Below are 23,862 nucleotides of genomic sequence, written 5' to 3'. Positions count from 1 at the left end.
GGAGGCTGGCGGGATTCGGGAGCCCACGCAATGCCCCGCGCTCAGCTCCCAGCGGAACACCTGCGCGCGGGTGGAGCCCGCCGCCGCGGACAGGGCGGCGGACTCGAACGCCTCAGAGCAGCTTCTTCGCCAGCTTGGACAGGGCCTTGTCGTCCGCCACGGAGGGCAGGGCCAGGAGGCGCGCGGCCACCTGCTTTCCCACCGCCGCGTTCTGGGCCGCGACCTTCAGGTACACCGCCGCGCGGTCGACGAGGTCCGTGCTTTCGCGCGACGCCTCCACGCGCGCGAGCAGCTCCTTCGCCAGGGCGGCCGGGTTGAACTTCTCGAAGAGGCCGCGCAGCGCCTGCCGCTCCAGCACCTCCGGGCGCGTCTCCGCCAGGTTCAGCGCGGGCTGGAGGAGGGCCAACCCCAGCGTGCGCATGGCCTCCGCGACCACGCCGGGCTTCCACCCATCCGCGAACGCCACCAGCAGGGCCTCCGCGCCACGCACATCGCCCAGCATGCCCAGCGCGTACACCGCGTGCTTGGCCTCGGTGTCGTCGTGGCTCCGGCCCTGCACCAGTTGGACGAACCGGTCGATGACCTCCGCGTCCCCCATCCGGGCCAGCGCCTCCGCCGCCTCGCGCCGCACCTCGCGCGAAGGGTCTCCATGCAGCACCTGGCGCAGCGCGGGCATCGCCGCCGAGCCCAGCTCCGCCAGCCGCCCCACCGCCGCGCCCCGCTCCTCCTTCGTCGTCTCGGAGAGCGCGGCCTGCACCAGCGGCACCGCCCGCTCCCGGCGGCGCTTCAAGAGCTCCGCCACCGCCGCCTCGCCGGTCTCCCGGGCGTGCACGTCCTCCAGCGTCTCCTTCGCGAACAGGCGCAGGCCCGCGTCATGCCCCTTGCGCGTCATCGCGTCCAGCTCGCGCCGCGCCTGGACTCCGCCCATCGCGCCCAGCACGCGGATGGCGGTGCGGCGCACCATCCGGCTGTGGTGCTCCGCCAGCGCGTCCCGCACGGCGTCCAGCGCCGCCTCGCCCCGCGCCGCCACCGTCCGCGCCACGAAGGCGCTCGCCGCGCCGTCGCTCCAGGCGGGGTAGTAGTCCCGCGTGAGGGCGTCCGCGCCCAGGCGGGCGTAGTAGCGCGCCGCGTGCGCCGCCGACTCGTAGCGCGTCAGCTCCCCGCGCGCCCGGCGCACCATGGCCTCGCCCGGCGACAGCACCTCCTCCGACCGGTGCACGCGGATGCTCGGGTGCGTGGGCACGGACTCCAGCGCGGACGTCTCCACCTGCACCGCGCCCGACAGCCGCACCAGCGCGATGCCCAGCACCTGGTACACCTTGATGAAGTCGTCCAGCCGCTCCACCAGGTCCGGCCGCCGCGCCAGCGCGTCCAGCAGCGCCCCCGGCTTCTCCAACCCCAGCTCCTGGAGTCGGGCCACCAGCGGCTCCACCGCGCGGGGCCCCACCGCGGACAGGCCGCTCGCGAACGCATCCGCCAGTTCGTCGCGAACCTCCGCCAGCGCGATGGCCGCCCGCGACGCGCCCGCCGCTCGCGCCGCCTCCGCCCACCCGCTGCGGGGCAGCGCGTTCGGCGTGACGGGCGCGCGGACACGGCCTCGACGCCGGGGCGACACGGGCGCGTCCTCGGAGCGGCCCAGCGGGCGCAGGTCCAGGCCCTCCGGCGTCCGCACCACCAGGGCGGTGGGGAACAGCGTGGGGAGCGCCGCCTCCAGGCCCACGTCCCCCAGCACCGCCAGCAGCTTCGCGTCCTCCAGGGCCCCGGCCAGCGGCTCCTCCAGCGAGGCATCCACGGGCAGGAAGAGCCCCCGCCCCGCGCCGTCCACGAACTGGGAGCGGGCCCCGCTGGCCAGCAGCGTCTCCACCCGCACCGCCACCGGCAGCAGGTCCGGCGCGAACACGTCCTTGCGGTGCTCCTGGAAGGCCGCCATCACCGCGCCTACGTCCGGGAGCGCGACCTCCACCAGCCGCTCCAGCGACGCGCGGTCCACCGGCGTCCCGCCCGTCCACGACTCCAGGTCCAGCCGGTGCGGCGCGAAGCCCGGGTACTGCCCGCCCACCGCGCCCTGGAGCACGAAGCCCGCGCGGCTCTTCTTGGGCTCCACCGTCTTGAGGGACGCGGGGAGGATCTGCTTCTCGCTGTAGTGGCCGCCCGACACCAGGTCCACGAAGCGGCTCTCCCGGACGAGGAACCTGTCCGGCGTGACGCGCGAGGAGAACGCGTACTCCACCAGCGTCAGCCCGGTGACGGGCGTCCGGTCCTTCTTCGTCCACGTCCTTCCAATCAGCTCCTCCACGTGGCGGGGCTCCAGCGCGTCGCCGCCCAGGTGCTTCTCCACCTTGCGCGCCGTGAGCAGCATGTCCGCCACCAGGTCCGTGTACACCGGCGCCTCGAACGTCCCCGTGCGGGCCGCCGCCGCGTCCAGCAGGCCCGCCAGCTCCACCGCCCGCGCCGACAGCCGCCGCAGGCCGTTGGCCCGCAGCGCCTCGCCCAGGGCCCGCACCTGCTCGGGACGCTCCGCGCCCAGCGACGCCACGCCCGACAGGCCCAGCTCGCGCACCAGCGTGGACACCTGCGCCACGCCCGCCTTCATCAGCTCGCCCGTCTCCGCCTTGCCCTTCTTCACGCTCTTCTTCGCGCCGCCCGTCCCCGCCGGCGCGACCGGGGCGGCCTCCGCGGTGACGAAGGCCTGCGGCGCCCGCGCCCACGCCACCAGCAGCGCCGCCGCGTGCTTGCAGAAGGGACGCGAGCGCGCCGCCATGCACGAGCACCGCCCCTTCACGTCCGAGCGCGCCTCGCCGAAGACAAGCGAGACCTTGTACGGCGTCGCCCCTGAACCCGCCGCGTCCGCGAACAGCCGGTTCTCATACCGGGACAGGTGGGTGAGCTGCTTGCCGTCGAACAGCGCCGCGCCCTTCGCCAGCTCCGTCTTGTCGCTGATGATCTCACCCAGCGCGCCCATGCCAATGATTGGCCGCACGTCAGCCATGGCGGTCCCCCTTCTCCGCTGACGCGATGAGCGGCGTCAGGTCCTGGTTGCGCATCACCCGCTCCACCACGTCCACCAGCTTCCGGGGCGTGCACCCGAAGCACGGAATCCCGAGCGCCGTCAGCTGCTCCGCCATCGCGTGGTCGTAGGAGGGCCGCCCGCTGTCCGACAGCGCCAGCAGGCACAACACCTTGGAGCGCGAGTCCACCAGCTGCCGCAGCCGCGCCACCAACGCCTCCGCGTCGCCGCCCTCGTACAGGTCGGTGATGAGGATGAAGAGCGTCTTCTCCGGCCGGCGCACGTAGTGCTCCTGCGCATAGGCCACCGCCCGGTTGATGTCCGTGCCTCCGCCCAGCTGCGCGGAGAAGAGCACCTCCACCGGGTCCGCCAGCACGGGCGTCATGTCGACGATCTCCGTGTCGAACAGCACCAGGCTCGTGCGCAGCACGTCCAGCGACGCGAAGATGGCCGCCATCACGGAGCTGTACACCACGCTCTCCGCCATGGAGCCGGACTGGTCCACCACCAGCGTCACGTCCCACTCGTGGTGACGGCGCTGGTTGGGCCAGAAGTAGAAGCGCTCCGGGATGAGCCGCTTGCGCTCCGCGTCCCAGCCCTTGAGGTTGGAACGGATGGTCCGCCGCCAGTCGATGTTGCGCGCGATGGGGATGGGGCTCGTCCTGTCCCTGCGCAGCGCCCCCAGCACCGCCGTGCGCAGCGGGGACTCCAGCTTCTTGCGCAGGTCCTCCACCACCTCCCGGATGATGCCGCGCGCCGCGTCCTTGGCCTGCTCCGGGATGAGCCCGCGCGCGCTCACCAGCGTCGTCACCAGCTCCAGGTTCTTGTCCAGGAAGGGCAGCGTCTCCGGCTCGAAGAGCAGCTGGGTCAGCCCCTTGCGCTCGATGGCGTCCTTCTGCACCAACGCGATGACGTCCTCCTGGAAGAAGTCACGCAGCGCGCCCAGCCACTTGGGCAGGTAGGGCCGGGAGCCGCCGCGGCCCGCCGAGCGCTCGCCGTAGACGAAGGAGAGCGCGTCATCCAGGTCCTCCAGGCTGTCGCCCTTCAGGTCCACCGTGCCCGCCCCGGCGCCCAGCGCGCTCAGGGATGGACAGGCCCCGGTCTTCTCCGCCTCCGGGCCCAGCGCCAGCCGCCAGCGCAGCAGCGCGTCGCGGTCCTTCGGGTCCAGGTCCTTGGGGTCCACGCTCATAGCAGGTCGTCCAGGTCGTCGAGCGCCTTGCTCAGGTCCGCGCTCATGTCCTTCAGCGTCGCCTTGTCCTTCTCCTCCAGCACCGCCTTCACCGCGCGGCCCTTGTCCTTCAGCTGCCGCACGCCCATCACGTTCTCCATCAGGTAGCGCCGCTCCGTGGCGCCCAGCGTGCCCAGCGCCCGGCGGAGCACGGGCAGCGTCTGCCGGAAGCGCTCCGGCTCCACGCTGACCAGGAAGTCGTCCAGCGCCTTCACCACGTCGCGGCTCTTGACCAGCACCAGCGCGTTCACCTGGAGGAAGCCCTCCAGGTACGCCGCCGCGTCCGCCGGCTCCACCGCCAGGGACAGCCGCCGCCCCACCTCCAGCGCCACGTCCGCCTCGGGCAGCTCTCGCGCCAGGTACAGGAGGCCCGTCGCCAGCCCCGACGTCGCCGGGTGCACCGCGTGGCTCTCCATCAACCCGCGCGCCTCCGCGAGCCAGCCCTCCTTGTCCGCGCGCGGCTGGGACAGCGCCACCTCATGCAGCGTGCGCAGCGCCTCCAGCACCTTCGCCACCGCGTCCGGCGCGCACGCGCTGGCCTCGCGCACGCGCAGCAGCGCCCGGCCGAAGGTCTTCTCTCCCAGCGCCGCCACGGCGTCGTCCCCCACCTCCGAGTGCGCCCGCGACGTGCCATAGGCCATCAGCCCCGACAGCGCCCGCGCCGCCGAGGCCAGCGACGGCAGGTCCGCGTCCGTGGCCGCGTGCGCGTCACACGCCTGGAGCGCCGTGGCCACCGTCTGGGGGCACCCGGTGATGACGGACTCCAGCAGCACGTCCGCGGCGTCGGCCGTCGACTTCGCCTGCGCCAGCCGCTCCTGGAGCACGCGCGTCGTCACGCCCTCCAGCGAGTCGCCCAGGACGATCTTCTCCACCAGCGCCACGTCCGTGGACGGCGTCCACTGCGCCTGCCAGGACTCGCGCACCCGCGTCAGCGCCGCGTAGCCGCCCGCATCGGACTCCGCCGCCTGCTTGCGCGAGGAGCCCGTGCCCGACAGCGACGCATATGGGATGCCGGCGACGCGCAGCCGGTGGAGGAACACGGAGGAGCCCACCTCCACCGGGTTGTTGAGCCGGAGCGCGAACGTCTCCGGGCTGTCGGTGCGCGGCAGCCGCCGCTCGCCCACCTCGCGCCAGAACTCCGCCTGGAGCGAGTTCTGCCCGATGCGGCTCGCCACCTGCCCCACCTCGTGGCCGATGACGCTCTTCCACAGGAAGCCGTCCACGTGCGTCGCGTCGCCCCGGCACAGCGTGGCCACCGTCGCCTCGCGCAGCTCATCCAGCCCCGGGGCGCTCTTCTCGCGCAGGTCCGACAGCGTCACCGCCAGCCGGTACGCCTCCAGCACGTCCGACAGCGACGCGGAGAAGCCCCGCATCCGCAGGTGACTGGCGAAGTCCAGCAGCACCTCCAGCGTGGCGCGCCGGAAGTCGCAGTGGGCCTCATGGGCCTTCTGGTAGAAGTGCGGCGCCCGGTTGCCCGCGCCGTATCCCAGCTGCTCCGCCAGGCGCGGGAAGCTGAAGGGAATCACCGTCACCGCGCAGGGCACGCCCGCCGGCAGCCGCGCCTCCAGCGCGGGCTCCACGTCGTTCGCCAGGAACGCCGCGGTGTGCGCCGCGCCCGCCACCACCGCCACCTTCTCCGGCGCCACCCCGCCCGCCACCACCTCCAGCACCTTGCGCGCCATGAAGGCGTCGCGCTGGCGGTGGTAGCCCGGCCGGGGGCCCGCGTTGACGACCTCCGCCCACGCAATCAGCATCGGGCGGAACTGCTCGGGGCTCCAGTCCGGCGCCTCGAAGGCCGCCTCCCAGAACTCCTCGAAGGAGCGGTAGCCCCGCGAGCGCGCGAAGGCATCCGTCAGCGGCACCGCGTCGTCGGGGACGGGCGCGCCTGCCTCCGCCTCCTGCTCCGCGCCGGGCGCCTGACGGTCCACCGCGAGGCTGACCCCCACCGGGATGTCGATGAACTCCACGCGCACGCCCTTCGCGCGGGCCCATTTCAGCGCCTGATACTCCGGCGAATAGGCCGCGAAGGGCCACAGGGAGGACGCCGGGGTGCCGTCCGTGCGGTAGCCCAGGATGGCCACGGGGGGCCGCGTCTGCGCGTCGCACAGCACGTCCACCATCCCCGTGGCGTCGCAGGGCCCCTCCACGAGGACGACCTCTGGCCACACCCGCTCCAGCCACTGCTGGAGGACGGCGGTGGTGCGCGGCGAGTGGTGACGCACCGGGAAGTGCAGCACCCGGGAGAGCAGGGCGAAGTCCATCAGCCCCTCAGCAGCTTCTTGCTCGCGGAGTACAGGTCCTTCCAGGGACCGGTGCGGCTCTTGGCCACCGTCTCCATGTATTCGCGCAGCGCCTTCACGTCGTCCTCCTGCTCCTTCACCACCGCCCCCACCAGCGAGGCCGCCAGCTCCTGCGGCGTCACCGTCCCGGTGCCGAACTGCTGCGCGAGGATGGAGCTGTTGAACAGCACGCTGATGGCCTCCGCCGTGGACAGCACCGCGCCCGGGGTCCGCACCTTCGTCTTCCCGTCCTTCGTCACGCCCTTGCGCAGCTCATGGAAGAGCGTCAGCAGCACCCGCGACAGCTCCTCCGGCGGCGGCACGCCCACCTGGTAGTCCGTGCGCAGCTCCGCCTCGCGCTTGGTGACGATTTGGATCTCCTGCTCCAGGTCCTCCACCACCGGCACGGTGACGAAGTTGAAGCGGCGCTTGAGCGCGGCGCTCATCTCATTGACGCCGCGGTCGCGCGTGTTCGCGGTGGCGATGAGGTTGAAGCCCCGCTGCGCGCTCGTCACCTCCCCCAGCTCCGGCACCGACACCTGCTTCTCCGACAGGATGGAGATGAGCGAGTCCTGGATCTCCGGCGACGTGCGGGTGACCTCCTCGAAGCGGGCGAACTTGCCCGTGCGCATGGCGCGGAGGATGGGCGAGGGCACCAGCGCCTCCGGCGTGGGCCCCTGCGCGAGCAGCAGCGCGTAGTTCCAGGAGTACTTGATGTGGTCCTCGCTGGTCCCCGCGGTGCCCTGCACGACGAGCCCGGAGGTGCCGCTGACGGCCGCGGAGAGGTGCTCCGACAGCCAGCTCTTCGCGGTGCCCGGCTCGCCCACGAGCATCAACGCGCGGTCCGAGGCGAGCGTCGCGATGCAGACCTGCACGATGCTCCGGTCCCCCACGTACTTCGGCGTGATGGCCACCCCACCCACGGGCTTGGGGCTGCCCAGGATGTAGGTCTCCACCGCGCGAGGCGACAGCGCCCAACCCGGTGGGCGGGCCTTGTCATCATGCGCGGCGAGGGCGTCCAGTTCGTTCTTGTACTTCGCTTCGGCAGGCAGGCGGATGTCCGGCATGAGTCGCACGCTATCCAGGCCATCTGACATCCGGCAAACGCGCTGACTGCCTTCATGGGTCCGGCCAGGACGTGACGGTTTCCTACCCACGAACCGCGGGTACACACCCCCGCGAGCGTCCGGGCAGGAGCGTCAGGAAGTCAGCCGTCCCCCTCAGGTTTCTGACCCTCCCCCGCCCTCCGGGCGCCCCGCTCCGAGGGAGCCGACGGTGAAGGGCTCCTGGCATCCGCATTGCTCCAGGCCCCGGGCACCCTTCCGCCTGGGAGTCATCCTTGAACGTCCACCGGCTGCGGCACCTCTTCTCACGGGCGCTGCGCACGACCCTCGCCACGCCGCTGGTGCTGGCGGGCTGTGGCGGCGCGGACCTGGAGGGCTACTCGCGGATCGAGTGCGACCAGGGCCACCCCGCGCTCGGGGACCTGCGGATCTCCCCCGCGCCGGACTTCGTCCAGCTCCGCTCTCTCAATCCCTATCAAGGAGCCGCCGGGTCCAATCCCGCCTCCACCTCCGGCCGGGCCTGCGCGACAGCCATCGACGTCCCCGCCTGCGAGGCAGCCCTGGAACAGGCGAACGTGGCCTCGGGCTTCCACAGGGACTGCATCGATTCCTGCACCGAATACTTCCTGGTCACGACGTCCGGTGACGAGGTGAAGACCTACGCGACGCAGGACGCCCTCCAAGGCCTGCTGGGGAACATCGACACCGAACAGGAGGCCGTGCTCCGGACCTTCGCGGCGGGCTACGCGCTGAGCTGCTCCACGCTGGAGCAGGGCGCGGTGAAGAAGAACGCGGATGGCAGCTTCAACGTCATCGGGAACAAGGGCTATGCCTGCGGAGCCGGCACGGCGCTGACGCAGCACGTGGTGCGGGTGTCCGCGTCGGGCGAGGTCCAGGAGCTGGAGGAGCATGTCCTGGAGAAGGGCAGTCCCAACTGCAACATCGGCCGGCGGCCCGTGGGGCTCCAGGTCGCGGACGCGTGCGGGGGCGAGGACGCGCTGGGCCGCTACTTCGCGAACGCGGCGCACCTGGAGGCGGCGTCCGTGCATGCGTTCCTGCGGCTGCGCGACGAGCTGGCCCTGCACGGCGCGGACATGGGCCTCCAGGACGCGGCGCACCGGAGCGCCATGGAGGAGGTCCAGCACGCCCAGGTCACGGACCGGCTCGCGCGGCGCTTCGGTGCCACGCCCCCGCGCCCGGTGGTGACGGAGCTGCCTCCGCGCTCCCTCGTCGACGTGGCCCTGGAGAACGCCGTGGAGGGCTGCGTGCGCGAGACGTACGGCGCGCTGCTCGCCCACCACCAGGCCCTGCACGCGCGCGACCTGGAGGTGCGCGAGGCCATGGCCCGCATCGCGGAGGACGAGACGCGGCACGCGGCCCTGTCCTGGGACATCCATCAGTGGGCCCAGCCACGCCTCTCCGACAAGGACCGCGAGGGCCTGCGCGAGGCCCAGCGGCGCGCGGTGGGGGTGTTGCGCGAGGAGGTCGCCGTGCCGCTCGACGCGAGCATCGTCACCGAGGCGGGCATGCCCACCCCCGAGGCCGCCCTGGCCCTGCTGGACACCCTGGAGCAGGAGCTCTGGGCCTGAGCGACGTCCCTCGACAGCCCTCGGAAAGCAACCCCTGTCGTCCAACCGGACTTTCAAGGAATCCCATCTTGTAGGCCCCTGCGAGCGTTTGAGAGAATCGGGCGCGTGAACGCCCGCGCCCGCGTCCTCTCCGCTGTCCTGCTCGCCTCGTGCGTCTGGGCGTGCGCCTCCTCGCCCCCGTCGCCTCCCGTGGACACACCCACGGAGGCGGGCTCCCCGGCGCGGCTCTGGCAACGGACCGCGATGACCGGCGACCTCGCGCGCTTCACCCGCGACGGCACCCGCGTCTCCGCCGACGGCGCGCTGGAGCTGGACCCCGGCACCGCGAAGCAGGGCACGGATCCGTTCCCCGCCGGCGGCTGGACGGACGGCGGCAGCTTCTACAACGGCGGCGCGTTCCACGTCGGCACCGCGACCTCGGAGCTCCAGTCCGTCCCCGGCGGCTTCGACAGCGTGGTGCCCTCGTTCGACGCCCAGACGCCTCCCGGCACCTGGGTGAAGCTCACCGTCGCCGCCCGCATCGAGGGCACCTGGACGAAGGACTACGAGCTGGGCATCTGGGCCTTCGACACCGCCACCGTCGCGCGCCACAGCGTGGACGGCCAGGGCGACGGCGACGGCAACGTCCTCACCGACACGCTCAACCTGAAGCGCCGCGCGGACGCCCTGCGCGTCACCGTGTCCCTCTTCTCCGAGCGCCCCGGCGTGAGCCCCCGCGTCCGCGCGCTCGCCGCCGCCCTCACCGACACGCGCCTGACGCCCCAGGACGCCACCGCGGACCGCACCGCGTGGGGCACCGTGCTGGACGTGCCCGGCTACTCGCAGATGGTCTACCCCGACGGCGGCGAGGTCTGGTGCTCCCCCACGTCCACCACCATGCTGCTCGGGTACTGGGGCCGGAAGCTCCACCGCGCGGACCTGGAACACCCCGTCCCCACCGCCGCCGCCCACACCTATGACTGGGTCTACAAGGGCACCGGCAACTGGAGCTTCAACACCGCCTACGCCGCCCACATGGCGGACGGCGCGCTGCACGGGCTCGTCGCCCGCTTCGACTCCTTCGCCCCCGTGGAGCGCCTCATCGCCGCCGGCATCCCCGTCAGCATCAGCATCGCCTACGAACCCGGGGAGCTCCCCGGCGGCGCCGCCCGCCGCACCGACGGCCACCTCATCGTCGTGAAGGGCTTCACCGCCACCGGCGACGTCGTCGTCAATGATCCTGCTTTCTCCTCCAACGAAACCACCGGCGCCACGTACCCGCGCGCCGAGCTGTGGCGCGCATGGCAGCACTCCCGAGGGGCCGCCTACGTGCTCTGGCCCGCCGGCACCGCCCTCCCCGCCCAGGGGCTCACGCCGCTGCCCTAGCTCCGTCCAGAGGCGGACATGCGGACGACGCAACGCGGCGCGGAGTGTCCACTGGCCCGGACCTCGGGCGCCCCGTCCCTTGACGTGGGGCCGTCCGTGGGCGACCCGACAAGGCCTTTAGCCTTCAGTTCACCGAAATTAGGCTTGATTTCAACGCGCGGAATGTAAATACCTGCGCGCATGGATTTCGTTGTCCCCACCGGGCTTCCGGCGGGGGACACGCCTGGAGGCAGGACCATGGAGCAGAAGCCGCTGCGGGACTTCCTGGAGATTCCCTACGACGAGTTGGAGGAGCTCAACCTCAAGGTGAAGGAACAGCGCCTGCGGCGCGAGTCTCCGGACAAGATTCGCGAGGAGCGGATCAAGTACCTGACGGACGAGAAGCGCATCAAGGCCATCACCGTGTGCTTCACCGACCTGGAAGGTCGGCTGCACATGCTGGACTACGACAAGAAGTTCCTGCTCAAGAGCGCGGACAACCTCACGTTCGACGGCTCCTCCATCCGCGGCTTCTCCGCGCAGGCGGAGAGCGACCTGCGCCTGAACGTGGACTGGAGCGCGTTCTACTGGCTGCCCTCCGACATCTTTGGCCCCGGCAAGGTGCTGGCCTTCTGTGAGGTGCTGGAGCGCGACGGCACGCCGTACCACTCGGACATGCGCGGCCAGCTCAAGCGGGCCACCGAGGCGCTGTTCCAGAAGGACGGCACCGTGTTCCACGCGGCGCCCGAAATCGAGGGCTTCCTCTTCAAGAGCCGTGACGCCGAGCGCCACTACCACGAAGAGGGCAAGTTCGAGTTCATCTCCATCGGCGGCTACTACCACGCGCTGCCGGGCGACGGGCTGCGCACCTTCATCGACAAGGCCGCGGAAGCGCAGCGCGCCATGGGCTTCCAGAACGAGAAGGACCACCCGGAGGTCGCGCCCTCCCAGTTCGAGATGAACTTCTCGTACAGCGAGGCGCTCATCGCCGCGGATCAGATCCAGCTCTACAAGCTGCTCTGCCGCCAGGTGGCCGCGCAGCAGGGGCTGACGGCCAGCTTCCTGCCCAAGCCCGTCACGGGCGTGAATGGCAATGGCATGCACATCAACATGTCGCTGTCGAAGAACAACAAGAACCTGTTCTACGACAAGGGCGGGCAGGACAACCTGTCGGGGATGGGCTGGGAGTTCATCGACCGCCTCCTGAACAACGCCAACGACATCTGCCTGGTCCTCAACTCCAGCGTGAACTCCTACCGCCGGTTGGATCCGCACTACGAGGCGCCCAATCAGATCAAGGCCTCCGCGAACAACCGCGGCGCCATGGTGCGCATCCCGTTCGGCAACGAGCGCAGCGCGCGCATCGAGTGCCGTTCGGTGGCCCCGGACGCGAACCCTTACATGGTGCTCTTCACGCTCCTGAAGACCGGCCTGGAGGGCCCCGCGCCGCAGGAGGACGCGGAGACCAAGCGCAGCCGCACCCGCTTCCTGCCGGACAACATCTACGACGCGATCCGCTTCTTCAAGGGCAGCCAGTTCATCGCCCAGACGCTGGGTGAGCAGGTGCAGGGCAAGTACGCGGAGCTGAAGGTGGGCTCCGCGGACCGGTGCCCCAAGCAGCTGGGCACGCGCGTGAAGGAGGCGGAGATCCAGTTCCACCATGAGGTGACGAACCAGTACCTCTGGAACCTCTTCTAGAGCACCCGCGGCGCCGCGGGCCCCGCGCTCAGCGCAGGGTCCGCACCGCCTGCACCACGCGGGGCCACTCCTTCGAGCGCGGGTCGATGAGCTCGTAGTGGCCCGCGCCCTTCAGCGGCACGAGGTGCACGGGGTCCTTCTGCTGGAGGCCGCGGGCGTGGAAGGCCTCGCTGATCTGAAGGGGCACGGTGTCGTCCTCGGAGCCGTGCACCAGGACCTGGGGCAGCTTCAGCGGCTGGAGCGCGGAGGGTGACGCGACGGCGTAGCGCTCCGGCACCTGCTCCGGCGTGCCCCCCATGAAGGTCTTCACGATGCCCTGGCCCAGGTCCAGCGCCGCGCCCCGCGCCAGGTCCAGCACCCCGGCCAGGGACACCACGCCCTTCAGCTTCAGGGGCGCGTCGCGGTAGAGGGGCTGCCTCGCCGTCAGCTGGTGCCGCGCGGCCAGCCACATCGCCAGGTGCCCGCCCGCGGAGTGGCCCATCGCCACCACGCGCGTCAGGTCCAGCCCCAGCGACGGCGCGGCGTCCATCAGGTGATCCGCCGCGGAGGCGACATCCTCCAGCGTGCCGGGAAAGCCGCCGCCGTCATGGCCCACGCGCCGGTACTCCACGCTCCACGTCGCGAAGCCGCGCTTCGTCAGGTCCGCGCACAGGTGGCCCGCGTGCTCCAGGCCGTACTCCGCGCGCCAGAAGCCGCCGTGGACGAAGAGCACCACCGGGTGCGGGCCCTTGCCCTTCGGCCGGCGCAGCTCCGTGAACTGCTGCGGCGCTTCGCCATAGGCGATGCGCGCATCGGGCGGCGGCGGCGGCGTTTCCAGGACCCACGTGGAGCTCATGCTCGCATCTTGGGAACAGGCGGCGGGGCGCCGCAAGCCGCGCCGCGACGGACGCAGGGGGACCCGCCGTTGGCGTGAGTGCGTGGCGGGCGGAGCCTCCGCTACGCTGCCCGCGATGGGAGCATCCCTGCGTGCTTGAGTCGAACGAAGCGGAGCTGCGGCTGGCCCTGGCCGAGGGCCTGCTCTCCCGCGAAGAGGTGGACGCCCTGCGTGAGGAGGCCGCGCGGCACGGCGCCTCTCCGCTCGAGCTGCTCGTGAAGCGGGGGCGGCTCACGCCCGGCTCGCTCACGTCGCTGCGCAAGGAGCTGGAAGCAGGGACCGAGACGCCGCCTCCCGCGAGCCCTCCCTTCAACGGTGAACGCCCGCACGACGGCTCGCGGCCCTCACTCCCCCCGGACAGCGGCGAAGGCCCGCACGACCGGGCCCAGCCCGCCACTCCCGGCGCCGCACCCTCTCCAGGCGAGGCTGGACCTCCGCACGACAACGCGCCACGGCCCGCCACTTCGGAGGACACGCTCCCTCCGGGCGGTGCGCCGCCCCCGGGTGGAGACGGGCCCGCGTTCCCGGTGCCACACTGGGAGCGCTACCAGCCCCTGCGCTTCCTCGGGCAGGGCGGCATGGGCCGCGTCTTCCTGGCGCGGGACCCGCGGCTGCACCGCGACGTGGCGCTGAAGTTCGTGCGCGACGAGGACCCGGAGCTGTCGCGCCGCTTCATCTCCGAGGCCCGCGCCCAGGCCCGCGTCGACCACGCGCGCGTCTGCCGCGTGTACGAGGTCGGCGAGGTCCAGGGGCGCGCGTACATCGCCATGCAATACGTCGCGGGAGCGCCGCTGCACACCCTGGCCGGCGCCCTGTCCGTGGAGCAGAAGGCGCTCGTGCTGCGCGACGCCACGCTGGGCGTGCACGCCGCCCACCTCGCGGGACTCATTCACCGGGACCTCAAGCCCTCCAACATCCTGGTCGAACGCGCCGAGGACGGCGCCCTCCACCCATACGTGATGGACTTCGGCCTCGCTCGCGACTGGACCGGCGGCGATGGCGCCACCGCCACCGGAACCGTGCTGGGCACGCCCCAGTACATGGCGCCGGAGCAGGCCCGGGGCGAGGTCGCCCGCCTGGACCGCCGCGCGGACGTCTACAGCCTGGGCGCCACCCTCTATCACCTGCTCACCGGCCAACCTCCTGTCACTGGCGCCAATGGATTGGAGTTGCTCGGCCGCATCTCCACCCAGGAGCCCCGCCGTCCTCGCGACCTGGACCCGACCCTCCCCGCGGACCTGGAGGCCATCGTCCTCAAGTGCCTGGAGAAGGACCGCTCGCGGCGCTACGGGTCCGCGCGGGCGCTGGCGGACGACCTCACGCGCTTCCTCGACGGCGGCCGGGTCCTCGCGCGCACCGGCCCGGCGTACCGCGTCCGCAAGTGGGTGACCCGCCACCGGGTGGCCGTCCTGGTCGCGGGCGTCGCCGGACTCGCGGTGGCGGGCACGGTGGGCCAGGGCGTGATGGCGCGGCGGGAGGTCTCGCGCCGCGAGGCCCTGACCCGGCGCTTCACCGAAGGCGTGGAGCGCATCGAGGCCCAGGCCCGCTACTCCGGTCAGGCCCCCCTGCACGACACGCGGAGGGACCGCGAGGCGATGCGCGCCCGCATGCGCGACATCGAAGCCTCCATGCGCGAAGCGGGCACCGTGGCGGCGGGCCCGGGCCACTACGCCCTGGGGCGCGGGTTCCTGGCCCTGGGTGACGCGGAGGCCGCGCGCACGCACCTGGAGGCGGCCTGGGCCACCGGGTTCCACGAACCTCGCGTGGCGTATGCGCTCGCGCGGGTGTTGGGCCGCCGCTACCAGCACGAGCGGCTGGAGGCGGACCGGATCCCGGATGCCACCCAGCGCGCGGCGAAACAGAGAGAGGCCCAGGTCCACTCTCGCGACCCGGCGCTGGACTTCCTGAAGCGGAGCCAGGGCGCGGAGCTGCCCGCGCCCGAGTACGCCGAAGCCCTGCGCGCCTTCCACGAGGACCGCTTCGAGGAGGCGCTGAAGGCGCTGGACGCGCTGGGCTCGCGGCTGCCGTGGTTCCACGAAGCGCCCCAGCTCCGGGGCGACATCCTGCTCGCCCGCGCCGTGCGCCACGCCCTGGCGAGCGAGCGCGACGCGGCCCGGGACGACCTGGAGGCCGGGCGCCGGGCCTACGACGCGGCGGCGAACATCGGCCGCAGCGTGTCCGCCGTCCACCGGGCCCGCGCGGAGCTGGAGCAAGAGGCCCTGCTGCTGGAGGTGTCCGGACAGGGCGACGTGCTGCCCGCGTACACGCGGGGCCTGGAGGCCGTGGAGCGCGCGCGGACGGCGGCCCCCGACGAGGCGGACACCTGGGTGCTGGAGGCCCGGCTCCACCGGCGCCTCGCCCAGGTGCGCGTCAGCGGCGGTGGCGAGGTGGAGCCCCTGCTGCTGCGCACGCTCGACGCGGCGAAGGAGGCGCTGAGGCTCGCGCCGGACAGCGTGGACGCACGCCACGCGCTGGCCATGGGCTGGTGGCAGTGGGCCCGCTACCGGCAGGACCGGAACGAGGACGCACGCGAACAGCTCCAGGCCGCCGTGGCCGGCTTCGAGTCCATCCCAGAGTCCGCGCGCGACTACGACTTCCACCTGGACCTGGGCCTCGTCTTCAAGGTGTGGGCGGACTCCGAGGACGGACGCGGCGGGGACTCGCTGCCCTTCCGAGCGAAGGCCATCGAGGCCTACCAGCGGGCGCTGGCCCTGGAGTCGAAGCGGCCGGACGCGTGGATCAACCTGGGCACCGCGTACGTGAACCGCGCCAACCACCCGAAGGCCCCGTCCCCGGACCGCGACCTGGAAGAGGCACGAACAGCCCTGGAGCGCGCCAGCGCCCTGGACCCGGGCCACGTCGTGCCGTGGTTCTACCTGGGCGAGGTCCACCGCACGCTCGCCCTGCGCCAGCGCGACCACGGCGGCGCCGCGGGGCCGGGGCTCGCCCGCGCGCTGGAGTGCTATCGCCAGGGCGTCGCCATCAACCCGCGCCTGCCTCCGCTCTTGAATGGCGTGGGCACCGTGCTGCTCGACCAGGCGCGCGAGGCGTGGGACCGGGGCGACGCGCCAGCGCCCCTGCTGGACGAGGCGGAGCGCGCCTTCACGCAGGCCATCGCCGCGGCCCCCTCCGTGGGCTTCGCGCACAACAACCTGGGCGAGGTGCGCATGTGGCGCGCGACCTGGACGCTGCTGAGCGGCCAGGACCCCACCGCGAGCGCGACGCAGGCCCAGGCCGCGCTCCAGCAGGCCACGGCCCTGCTGCCCGGGCTCGCGCAGCCGTGGGCCAACCTGGGACAGGTGCACCAGACGGTGGCCGCCTTCGCGCTGAAGCAGGGGAGAGATCCGCGGGCCGCGCTCGCCCAGGCCACGCAGGCGCTGGAGCGCGCGCTGAAGCTCAACCCGTCGCTCGCGCAGGCGTGGCGATGGAAGGCGGAGACCCAGGCGCTGGAGGCACGCGGGAGGGCCCTGCATGGCGAGGCGCCCGACGACGCCTCCTTCGAGGCCGCCGCCCGGAGCTTCCAGCAGGCCGTGGACCTGGAGCCCGCGAACCTGGACTCGCGGCTGGCCTACGGCGCCTTCCTGCGCGAGTGGGGCGCGAGGAAGGCGTCGCGCGCCCACCTCCAGCGGGGCCTGACGCTGACCGAGGCCGTGCTCACCGCGCGGCCGGGATGGAAGGACGCGAACCGCCTGCGAGACGACCTGCGCCAGGCCCTCGCCCGGATGCCGTCGGACTAGTCCTCGCCGCGGCCCGTGACCTCGAGCGTGCCGTTGATGGTCTCGGTGATGCCCTGGGGCTGGGTGCACTTCGAGCAGTCGCTCGTCGCGCACGACCACAGCGAGTGCTGCCCTTGCGCGTCCTTGTTGCGCAGCGTCCACGAGGCGCTCTGGCAGGCGGGCACCGGCAACGGATTCACCGCGCCTTCCTTGAAGAGCGACGCGTCCGACACACCGATGCAGCGGTCCTGCTGCACCTGGGACACGAACACCACCGTCTGGCCGGGCTCCACCTTCACCGTCTTGGAGCTGAAGTGCACCTTGCCGTCGGAGTCCGCGGTGATGTCCACCACCACATCGGCCGTGCCCGCGTCCGGGCTCGACGCGCAGGGCTGCACCGGCTCGGCCTCGCTCCGCGCGGTGTCGGACGAGGAACGGGACACGGACGCACAGGCCCCGAGCAGGGCTCCAGCCAGGCACAGCGAGAAGAGGACGCGGTTACGCGACATGAGACGTCTCCAGGAAGAGTTGAACCACCGCCTAAGCAGGCAGCGTGCCACGCGTCACGCGCGTCCGCTCAAGGTCCCTTCGCGCTCAGCCCCAGCTCCTTCAGCCTCCGCCCCAGCGCGCGCTTCGACACCTCCAGCGTGCGCACCATCGCGTCCAGGTCGCCGCCACACGCCTCGAAGCAGCGGGCAATCTCCTCCGCGTCCAGGTCGCCCGCGGTGCGCAGGTTCGGGCTCTTGTCGATGAGGTCGTAGACCGACGGCCGCGGAATCCCCAGCGCGTCCGCCGCCGCCTTCAGGTCCCACGCGCTCGCCCTCAGCGCGGCCAGCAGCTCCGCCTCTGTCACCTGCGAGGGCTTGCGACGGGGCACGCCCGGCTCACGGGCCTCGGGAGCCTTCGCGGCATCGCCGGGCATCCCCCGCGCGTCCGGCGCCGGCCCGGTGGTGGCCTCCCCCCGCGCGCCCGGGGTCGTCGGCACGGGCACGTCCGGTCCCCCGAGCGCTTCATCCAGCTGCGGGTCCGCCTGCAACAGCGCCTGCCCCCGACCGCCGATGACCAGCTGGCGCGTCAGGTTCCGAAGCTGCCGGATGTTGCCCGGCCACGCCGCCCGCACCAGCCGCGACGCCAGCGGCGCGGGCAGCCAGGGCTCCGCGTGCGGATCCTCCGTGTCCAGCCGGCCCACGTCCCCCAGCGCCGCCAGCTCCTCGCGCGCGAAGTGGAAGAACAACCGGCCCAGGTCCTCGCGCCGCTCGCGCAGGGAGGGCACGCGCAGCTCGTAGCCCGCGAGCCGATGGAGCAGCGGCGCCTTGAAGCGCCCATCGCGGATCTGCGCCTCCAGGTGCGCGTCCGTGGCGGCGATGAGCCGCACATCCACCGCCACCGGCTGGCTGGCGCCCACGGGGTACAGCTCCCCCGTCTCCAACACGCGCAGGAGCATCACCTGCACCTCGGCGGGAGCCTCGCCCACCTCATCCAGGAACAAGGTGCCGCCGTGCGCGGCGCGGAAGAAGCCCTCGCGGTCCCGCGTCGCCCCCGAGTACGCCCCCTTGTGCGAACCGAACAGCTCCGCCGCCGCCAGCTCCTTGGGGATGGCCCCCAGGTTGACGCTGACGAAGCGCCCGGCCCGGCGCGACCCGAGCCGGTGGATGGCCTGCGCGACCAGCTCCTTGCCCGTGCCCGTCTCGCCCCGGATGAGCACGGACACGTCCAGGTCCGCCACCCGCTCGATGTGCCGGCGCAGCCGCCGCAGGCCCGCGCTCTCCCCCACCATGCCCAGCGTGTCCCCAACGCCCTCGCCGTCCAGCTCCACCTGATGCAACAGCAGCACCACGCGGCCCGCCAGCTCCAGCGCCACGCCTTCCGCCACCTCAGCGGGCCCGAAGTCCCGCGTCCCCTGAAGCAGCGCGCCCGCGACGGCCACGTGCGTGCCGTCCTCCGGCACCCGCAGCCGCACGCCGCCATCAGGCAAGGCGGAGAGCTCCAGCGGCTTGCGGCTCACGAAGGGGTCCGCCAGCGGCAGCCCCAACGCGCTGCCCGGCTTCGCGAAGTCCGGTCCGTTGCGAGACAGGGCCACCGTGCGCCCCGCCGCCACCGCGTCGAGCACGCTCCGCTCTCCCACGCGCCGGGGCACCGGATGGGACACCACCGTCAGCGCGGGGATGGCACGGGGAGCGCTCCGGGGACCTCCGCGCTCCTGCATCGCGGCCGTGGAGACATCGGCGAAAGGGTCGTGCGGCATGCGACCGCCACCCTACCGCCAAGCCCTCGCCGCACGGGTGCGCCGCGCCCCCGCGGCTCCCATCCCCGCACCCTTCGACACGTCGACCGACCCGTCGAACCTCCTGCCGCACCGCGTTTTCAAACAATCCCCGTAAAGTTCTCGAATTCTGGGAACCTACCGGGTTGAGACAGCCCCGCTCACACGGGTAGCGTGGGAAGGCATGCCGACTCTCGAACGCCTTGTCTTCCAGCAGAGCTTCGAAGGGCTGATTCGGGCCCTGGGTGACCGCCTGGACGAACCGTGCGCGCGGCAGCTGCGCGAGGCAGGCATCGACCCGCGCGGGAAGCTAGCGGTCGCCTATCCCCTGGAGGTCTGGGTGGAGTCGCTGAAGCTGGCGGCGTCGGTGCTGGCACCGACGGCCTCGCTGGACGACGGCGCGGAGGTGGTGGGTCGGCGCTTCCTGGAGGGCTACGGGGCCACGCTGATTGGCAGCGCGCTGCTGGCGGGCGTGCGGCTGTTGGGCCCGCACCGGATGCTGGAGCGGATGACGCGCAACCTGCGCACGGGCACCAACTACCTGGAGGCGCGGCTGGAGCAGACGGGGCCCACGCGCTACGTGCTCACGTGCCGGCCGGTGGTCATCTCGGGCTTCTACCGGGGCCTGTTCGCCGCGGGCCTGGAGATGAGCGGCGCGCGCGGCGCGTCCGTCGTGCTGATGCGCAGCGCGGGCGACGCGGCGGTGTATGACCTGTCCTGGCTCCCGGAGCGCGCCGCCGGAAAGCCCCCGGAGACGAAGGCGCCCGCGCCCAAGGGCCCCGAGCCGCGGACCTGAGCGGGCCCTATATTCGGCCCATGCTCCGCATCCCAACCCCCGCCGCGGTGGTGCTCACGCTGGCCCTGGCCTCCGGGGCGCTGGCCGCCGCGAACGGCAGCCCCCAGCTCCAGACCTACTTCCAGGGCTCGCTGGACAGCCCCACCTACCAGCAGCAGACCTTCCAGCGCGTCGCGAAGGCCTGGAAGCAGCCGGGCCCCAAGGGAACCCCGGCGCTGGGGAAGAAGACCATCGTCCAGGCCATCCTCGACAAGGACGGCAAGCTGCTCTCCACCGCCATCCTCACGGAGTCCGGCTCCAAGGCGTGGGACGCCGCCGCGCTCGCGGCGGTGAAGAAGGCGGCGCCGTTCCCTCCGCTGCCGAAGAGCGCCACGGCGCCCACGCTGGAGGCGCACTTCCACTTCGCGTGGGTCAGCCCACCCGGATGACAATCTTTCCGAAGTGCGCGCCCTGCTTCATGTGTTCAAAGGCGGCGCGCGCCTCCGCGAAGGGAAACACGCGGTCCACGACCGGGTGGATGTCATTGAGCGCGAACGCGCGGGTCAGGGCCTCGAAGGACTCGCGGTGGCCCACGAGGACGCCCTGCACGCGCAGGTTCTGCATCAGGATGGGGATGAGTGACACCGTGCCGGCGCCGCCGGAGAGCACGCCGATGACGGACACGGTGCCGCCCACGCGCACCGCCTTGAGCGAGCGCTCGAAGGTGCCCGCGCCGCCCACCTCCACCACGTGGTCCACGCCCACGCCCCCGGTCAGCGTGCGCACCGCCTTCTCCCAGTCCGGCGTGGTGCGGTAGTTGATGCCCTCCTGCGCGCCCAGCTTCAAGGCGCGCTCCAGCTTGTCATCGCGGCTGGAGGTGACGATGACGCGCGCGCCGAACAGCCGGGCGATCTGCAGCGCGAAGATGGACACGCCGCCCGTGCCCTGGACCAGCACCGTGTCGCCCGCCTTGAGCCCGCCCTGCGTGACGAGCGCGCTCCACGCCGTCACCGCCGCGCAGGGCAGCGTGGCGGCCTCTTCGTCGGACAGGTACGCGGGCGTGGGCACCACGCCGTCCTCGTGCAGCAGCACCGTGTCCGCGAGCGCGCCATCCAGCGGGCCGCCCAGCGTCGTCCCCACGATGGCCTTCGTCGGCTCACCGGCCTGCCACGCCTGCGCGAACAGCGTCATCACCCGGTCGCCGGGCTTCACCCGGGTGACGCCCGGGCCCACCGCGTCCACCACGCCCGCCCCGTCCGAGTTGGGCACGAGCGGCAGCTTCTGGCGCGGGTTGTAGCGGCCCTCCACCATCATCAGGTCGCGCGAGTTGAGGCTCGTGGCCTTCACCCGCACGCGCACCTGGAAGGGGCCAGGCGTGGGGTCCGGCCGCCCCGCGCGCGTGAGGTTCTCCAGGCCGAAGGCACCGCGAATCTCATAGACGTTCATGGCCCGCGACCTTAAGGCCGCGCCGGTGCCCGGAACAGAGGCTCCGCGTGGCGCCCCCCAACAATACACGCCACGGCGCAAGGAGTGTCTGCGATCACCTGCCAAGTCCTTTCATGGGAAACGCGGACCCGGCATCTTCGCCTGGCCACTCCACCCGGGAGGACCCACACAGATGAAACGATTCCCGCGACGTCCCTCGCTGCTCGCCCTCGCGCTCGCCCTGGGACTCCAGGCCTGCGGCGGCCCCGAGGCCGCCCCCGAAGCCGCCGTCCCGAACGCCGTGGAAGAATCCCAGACACGGGTGCGCGCGCAGGACGCGGCGCCGGACATCCTGACGCAATTGCAAGCCATCCCGGGCCTCGCGGTGCTGGAGGCCGCGTCTCCGGCGCCGGGCGTTCGCTTCTTCCTGATGAGCTATGATCAGCCAGCGGACCACTGGCATCCCAACGGCGCGCGCTTCCTGCAGCGGATGACGCTCCTCTACCGGAGCGCGGAAGCGCCCATGGTCCTGGCCAGCACGGGCTACGGCATCAGCCCGTTCTTCTCCCAGTACGAGCCCACCCGGCTGCTCGGGGGCAACCAGCTGCTGATGGGGCACCGCTTCTTCGAGCCCTCGGGTCCGACCCCCGCGGACTGGAAGCTGCTCTCCATCGAGCAGGCCGCGGCGGACCATCACCGCGTCGTCCAGGCGTTCAAGCCCCTCTTTCCCGGCAAGTGGATCAGCACCGGCGGCAGCAAGGGTGGCATGGCGTCCGTGTATCACCGGGCGTTCTACCCGAACGACGTGGACGCCACGGTGGCCTACGTGGCGCCGAACAGCTACGGCACGAAGGACCCGCGCTACGTGCGGTTCCTCGCGAAGCTGGGCACCCCGGAGTGCCGGGAGAAGATTCGCGTCTTCCAGCGCGAGACGCTGGAGCGGCGCGCGGAGGTGGAGCCCCGCTTCGTGGAGACCACCCAGGCGCAGGGGCTGACGTACAACATGCTCGGCGTGGACAAGGCGCTGGAGTTCACCGTCCTCGAGTTCGCCTTCGCGTTCTGGCAGTACGGCGACGCCTCGCTGTGCGATGCCATCCCCGCGCGGGGCGGCCCCGCCCAGGACATCGTGGACTTCCTGGACTGGGTGGTGGGCCTCTCGTACATGAGCGACTCCGACTCGGAGTACTACGCGCCCTATGCCTTCCAGGCGGCCACGCAGTTGGGCAGCTATGACTCCGAGGAGCGCCACCTGCGCGGCGTGCAGCGCTACCCGGGCCAGTACGTCCCGTCCGCGCTCGTGCCGTTCGACATGACGCCGTACCGGTTCAACCCCTTCGCCATGCCCCTCATCGAAGGCTGGGTGAAGGCGTTCGGACAGCGCATGCTGTTCATCTACGGGGAGAACGACCCCTGGTCCACGGGCGCCTTCTCCGTGCGCGCCAGCAATGACTCGTACCGGTTCTACGTGCCGGGCGGAAATCACGGCTCGGGCATCAGCCAGCTTCCCAGCGCGGAGCGCGCCGTGGCGTTGGCGCGGCTGCGCGACTGGGCGGGCCTGCCCCCCGCGAGCGCCGCCGCGATGGAGCAGCGGTCGCTGGCGGTGAGCTCCGGCGAGGAGCTCGTCACCACGGGCGCGGTGGATCGCCGCCGCGGCCCGCCCGCGACTGACGTATCAGGCGCGTTCGGTCGTCCATGAAGCCGGCGGCGAGGGGCGGCGACAGGTCGCCCTTCGCCATCGGCCTCACGCGCCGGGGCTGACCCGCAGGGCGAGCATCGGGCGGTACACCGCCCGGTAGGACCAGGCCAGGAAGAGCTCGCTCACCAGGAGGACCACCGCCAGGCCCAGGCCCGCCGGCGCCAGGAACGCGTGGGTCAGGAAGATGTTCACGATGACGGGCGCGATGAGCGCCAGCGCCAGCGGGACGAAGCGGTTGGTCAGGAGCAGCGCGCCCACCACCGTCTCCGTGCCCTTCACCAGCCAGAACAGGAAGCCCGTCGCCTTCATCGCGATGCCGAAGGCCACCGCCGGATCCGCCGGATCCATGGGCGGCTGCGGGATGAACTCCAGGAAGCCGTTCAGGCCGAAGACGAAGAAGATGAGCCCCATGAAGACGCGGGCCACCGTCGGCAGGTGGCGGGTCAGCGACTTCTTCTTCGGGGAAGCCTCCGTCGCGGAGGAGGAGGCAGGAAGGGGGGTGTCCATGGGGTGCTCCAGGAAGGGGGCGTGCTGCGTTCGGAGGAAGTGCGCGGGCTTCTATCCCCACGTCGAATGAGAAGCACCCCAATCGACACCCTCCTCGCGTTTCCCCTCCAGGCATATCCACACAGGGTCCCACATGGGCCTCACGCCTGGAGGTGCGACCGCGCCCGCGCCTCCGCCCGCAGCCGCACCAATCACCCGATACGCGGCGCCGCGGAAGAACAGCCCCAACAAGCCCGCGAGGACACCGCTCCTCCCTCGTCGATGGCGACCGCGAGCCCGTCCTACAGCGAGCGGGTCTCGTAGCTGGAGGGGGCATCGATGTGGAAGGCGAGGTCCACGTCGCGGCTCTCGCCCGGCGCCAGCTTCACCCTCCAGGTCGCGATGCCATCCGCGGCGT

The 23,862-nt window shown here is 72.2% G+C and carries 16 protein-coding genes; 7 read left to right on the top strand and 9 right to left on the bottom strand.

Translation table 11 applies throughout. The features are described 5' to 3' along the window. Positions 1 to 112: 112 nt before the first annotated feature. From GTY96_RS38140 to GTY96_RS00065, 4 genes are read right to left on the bottom strand one after another with little or no spacing between them, the layout of a single operon-like run. Positions 113 to 2,989 carry a HEAT repeat domain-containing protein gene (locus GTY96_RS38140; protein ID WP_161663536.1) on the bottom strand — a complete coding sequence of 959 codons (2,877 nt, stop codon included), beginning with the start codon at positions 2,987 to 2,989 and terminating at the stop codon, positions 113 to 115. Next, positions 2,982 to 4,196, bottom strand: coding sequence for a VWA domain-containing protein (locus GTY96_RS00075; protein ID WP_143907865.1), 1,215 nt, complete (start codon positions 4,194 to 4,196; stop codon positions 2,982 to 2,984). Before GTY96_RS00075 ends, GTY96_RS38140 begins: the two co-directional genes overlap by 8 nt. Beyond that, positions 4,193 to 6,496, bottom strand: a complete 2,304-nt coding sequence (locus GTY96_RS00070) for a DUF5682 family protein (RefSeq protein ID WP_161663534.1) — start codon at positions 6,494 to 6,496, stop codon at positions 4,193 to 4,195. Before GTY96_RS00070 ends, GTY96_RS00075 begins: the two co-directional genes overlap by 4 nt. Then, a complete protein-coding gene (locus tag GTY96_RS00065) occupies positions 6,496 to 7,581 on the bottom strand; it encodes an ATP-binding protein (RefSeq protein ID WP_161663532.1) in 1,086 nt (361 codons plus the stop codon). Before GTY96_RS00065 ends, GTY96_RS00070 begins: the two co-directional genes overlap by 1 nt. Before the next feature lie 272 nt (positions 7,582 to 7,853). Between GTY96_RS00065 and GTY96_RS00060 the strand changes: the two genes are divergently transcribed. The 3 genes from GTY96_RS00060 (at position 7,854) to GTY96_RS00050 (ending at position 12,209) form a co-directional block, all read left to right on the top strand. Beyond that, positions 7,854 to 9,167: a ferritin-like domain-containing protein gene (locus GTY96_RS00060; RefSeq protein ID WP_161663530.1), complete on the top strand. Its 1,314-nt coding sequence runs from the start codon at positions 7,854 to 7,856 to the stop codon at positions 9,165 to 9,167. Between the two features lie 105 nt (positions 9,168 to 9,272). After that, positions 9,273 to 10,532, top strand: coding sequence for a C39 family peptidase (locus GTY96_RS00055; RefSeq protein ID WP_161663529.1), 1,260 nt, complete (start codon positions 9,273 to 9,275; stop codon positions 10,530 to 10,532). A gap of 237 nt (positions 10,533 to 10,769) precedes the next feature. Beyond that, positions 10,770 to 12,209, top strand: a complete 1,440-nt coding sequence (locus tag GTY96_RS00050) for a glutamine synthetase family protein (protein WP_143907855.1) — start codon at positions 10,770 to 10,772, stop codon at positions 12,207 to 12,209. A gap of 28 nt (positions 12,210 to 12,237) precedes the next feature. Here the strand turns inward: GTY96_RS00050 and GTY96_RS00045 are convergent, their stop codons facing one another. After that, positions 12,238 to 13,044 (bottom strand): alpha/beta hydrolase family protein, encoded by an 807-nt coding sequence (locus tag GTY96_RS00045; RefSeq protein WP_161663528.1) that lies wholly within the window; start codon positions 13,042 to 13,044, stop codon positions 12,238 to 12,240. A 131-nt stretch (positions 13,045 to 13,175) separates the two neighbouring features. Here GTY96_RS00045 and GTY96_RS00040 point away from each other — a divergent pair, with 131 nt between their 5' ends. Beyond that, entirely contained in the window at positions 13,176 to 16,820 is a 3,645-nt protein-coding gene (locus GTY96_RS00040; RefSeq protein ID WP_328700747.1) for a protein kinase domain-containing protein, read from the top strand. Here the strand turns inward: GTY96_RS00040 and GTY96_RS00035 are convergent. Both GTY96_RS00035 and GTY96_RS00030 read right to left on the bottom strand, forming a co-directional pair. Then, entirely contained in the window at positions 16,817 to 17,308 is a 492-nt protein-coding gene (locus GTY96_RS00035; RefSeq protein WP_143907851.1) for a hypothetical protein, read from the bottom strand. The two genes, GTY96_RS00040 and GTY96_RS00035, sit on opposite strands and share 4 nt — an antisense overlap. Positions 17,309 to 17,376: 68 nt before the next feature. After that, positions 17,377 to 19,044, bottom strand: coding sequence for a sigma 54-interacting transcriptional regulator (locus GTY96_RS00030; protein ID WP_161663527.1), 1,668 nt, complete (start codon positions 19,042 to 19,044; stop codon positions 17,377 to 17,379). A 202-nt stretch (positions 19,045 to 19,246) separates the two neighbouring features. Between GTY96_RS00030 and GTY96_RS00025 the strand changes: the two genes are divergently transcribed. Both GTY96_RS00025 and GTY96_RS00020 read left to right on the top strand, forming a co-directional pair. Then, a complete protein-coding gene (locus GTY96_RS00025; RefSeq protein WP_161663526.1) occupies positions 19,247 to 19,858 on the top strand; it encodes a DUF2378 family protein in 612 nt (203 codons plus the stop codon). 20 nt (positions 19,859 to 19,878) lie between these two features. Then, positions 19,879 to 20,286, top strand: coding sequence for a TonB family protein (locus GTY96_RS00020; protein ID WP_201755746.1), 408 nt, complete (start codon positions 19,879 to 19,881; stop codon positions 20,284 to 20,286). Here GTY96_RS00020 and GTY96_RS00015 read toward each other — a convergent pair. Continuing rightward, positions 20,270 to 21,283: a zinc-dependent alcohol dehydrogenase family protein gene (locus GTY96_RS00015; RefSeq protein WP_161663525.1), complete on the bottom strand. Its 1,014-nt coding sequence runs from the start codon at positions 21,281 to 21,283 to the stop codon at positions 20,270 to 20,272. The two genes, GTY96_RS00020 and GTY96_RS00015, sit on opposite strands and share 17 nt — an antisense overlap. Positions 21,284 to 21,455: 172 nt before the next feature. Between GTY96_RS00015 and GTY96_RS00010 the strand changes: the two genes are divergently transcribed. Continuing rightward, entirely contained in the window at positions 21,456 to 22,958 is a 1,503-nt protein-coding gene (locus GTY96_RS00010) for a S28 family serine protease (protein ID WP_161663524.1), read from the top strand. Between the two features lie 45 nt (positions 22,959 to 23,003). Here GTY96_RS00010 and GTY96_RS00005 read toward each other — a convergent pair whose 3' ends face one another. Further along, entirely contained in the window at positions 23,004 to 23,465 is a 462-nt protein-coding gene (locus GTY96_RS00005) for a DoxX family protein (protein ID WP_161663523.1), read from the bottom strand. Positions 23,466 to 23,862 lie beyond the last annotated feature (397 nt).

Source organism: Corallococcus silvisoli, assembly GCF_009909145.1.
GTDB lineage: Bacteria > Myxococcota > Myxococcia > Myxococcales > Myxococcaceae > Corallococcus > Corallococcus silvisoli.
Note: the sequence above shows the minus strand (reverse complement) of the source record. Positions and strands in the feature narration are given on the sequence as shown.

Excerpts from the sequence above, each read along its gene's own strand:
- GTY96_RS00045 (WP_161663528.1), bottom strand. The coding sequence starts at position 13,044 with ATGAGCTCCACGTGGGTCCTGGAAACGCCGCCGCCGCCGCCCGATGCG.
- GTY96_RS00075 (WP_143907865.1), bottom strand. The coding sequence starts at position 4,196 with ATGAGCGTGGACCCCAAGGACCTGGACCCGAAGGACCGCGACGCGCTG.
- GTY96_RS00020 (WP_201755746.1), top strand. The coding sequence starts at position 19,879 with ATGCTCCGCATCCCAACCCCCGCCGCGGTGGTGCTCACGCTGGCCCTG.
- GTY96_RS00010 (WP_161663524.1), top strand. The coding sequence starts at position 21,456 with ATGAAACGATTCCCGCGACGTCCCTCGCTGCTCGCCCTCGCGCTCGCC.
- GTY96_RS00005 (WP_161663523.1), bottom strand. The coding sequence starts at position 23,465 with ATGGACACCCCCCTTCCTGCCTCCTCCTCCGCGACGGAGGCTTCCCCG.
- GTY96_RS00050 (WP_143907855.1), top strand. The coding sequence starts at position 10,770 with ATGGAGCAGAAGCCGCTGCGGGACTTCCTGGAGATTCCCTACGACGAG.
- GTY96_RS00015 (WP_161663525.1), bottom strand. The coding sequence starts at position 21,283 with ATGAACGTCTATGAGATTCGCGGTGCCTTCGGCCTGGAGAACCTCACG.
- GTY96_RS00025 (WP_161663526.1), top strand. The coding sequence starts at position 19,247 with ATGCCGACTCTCGAACGCCTTGTCTTCCAGCAGAGCTTCGAAGGGCTG.
- GTY96_RS00070 (WP_161663534.1), bottom strand. The coding sequence starts at position 6,496 with ATGGACTTCGCCCTGCTCTCCCGGGTGCTGCACTTCCCGGTGCGTCAC.
- GTY96_RS00035 (WP_143907851.1), bottom strand. The coding sequence starts at position 17,308 with ATGTCGCGTAACCGCGTCCTCTTCTCGCTGTGCCTGGCTGGAGCCCTG.
- GTY96_RS00065 (WP_161663532.1), bottom strand. The coding sequence starts at position 7,581 with ATGCCGGACATCCGCCTGCCTGCCGAAGCGAAGTACAAGAACGAACTG.
- GTY96_RS38140 (WP_161663536.1), bottom strand. The coding sequence starts at position 2,989 with ATGGCTGACGTGCGGCCAATCATTGGCATGGGCGCGCTGGGTGAGATC.
- GTY96_RS00030 (WP_161663527.1), bottom strand. The coding sequence starts at position 19,044 with ATGCCGCACGACCCTTTCGCCGATGTCTCCACGGCCGCGATGCAGGAG.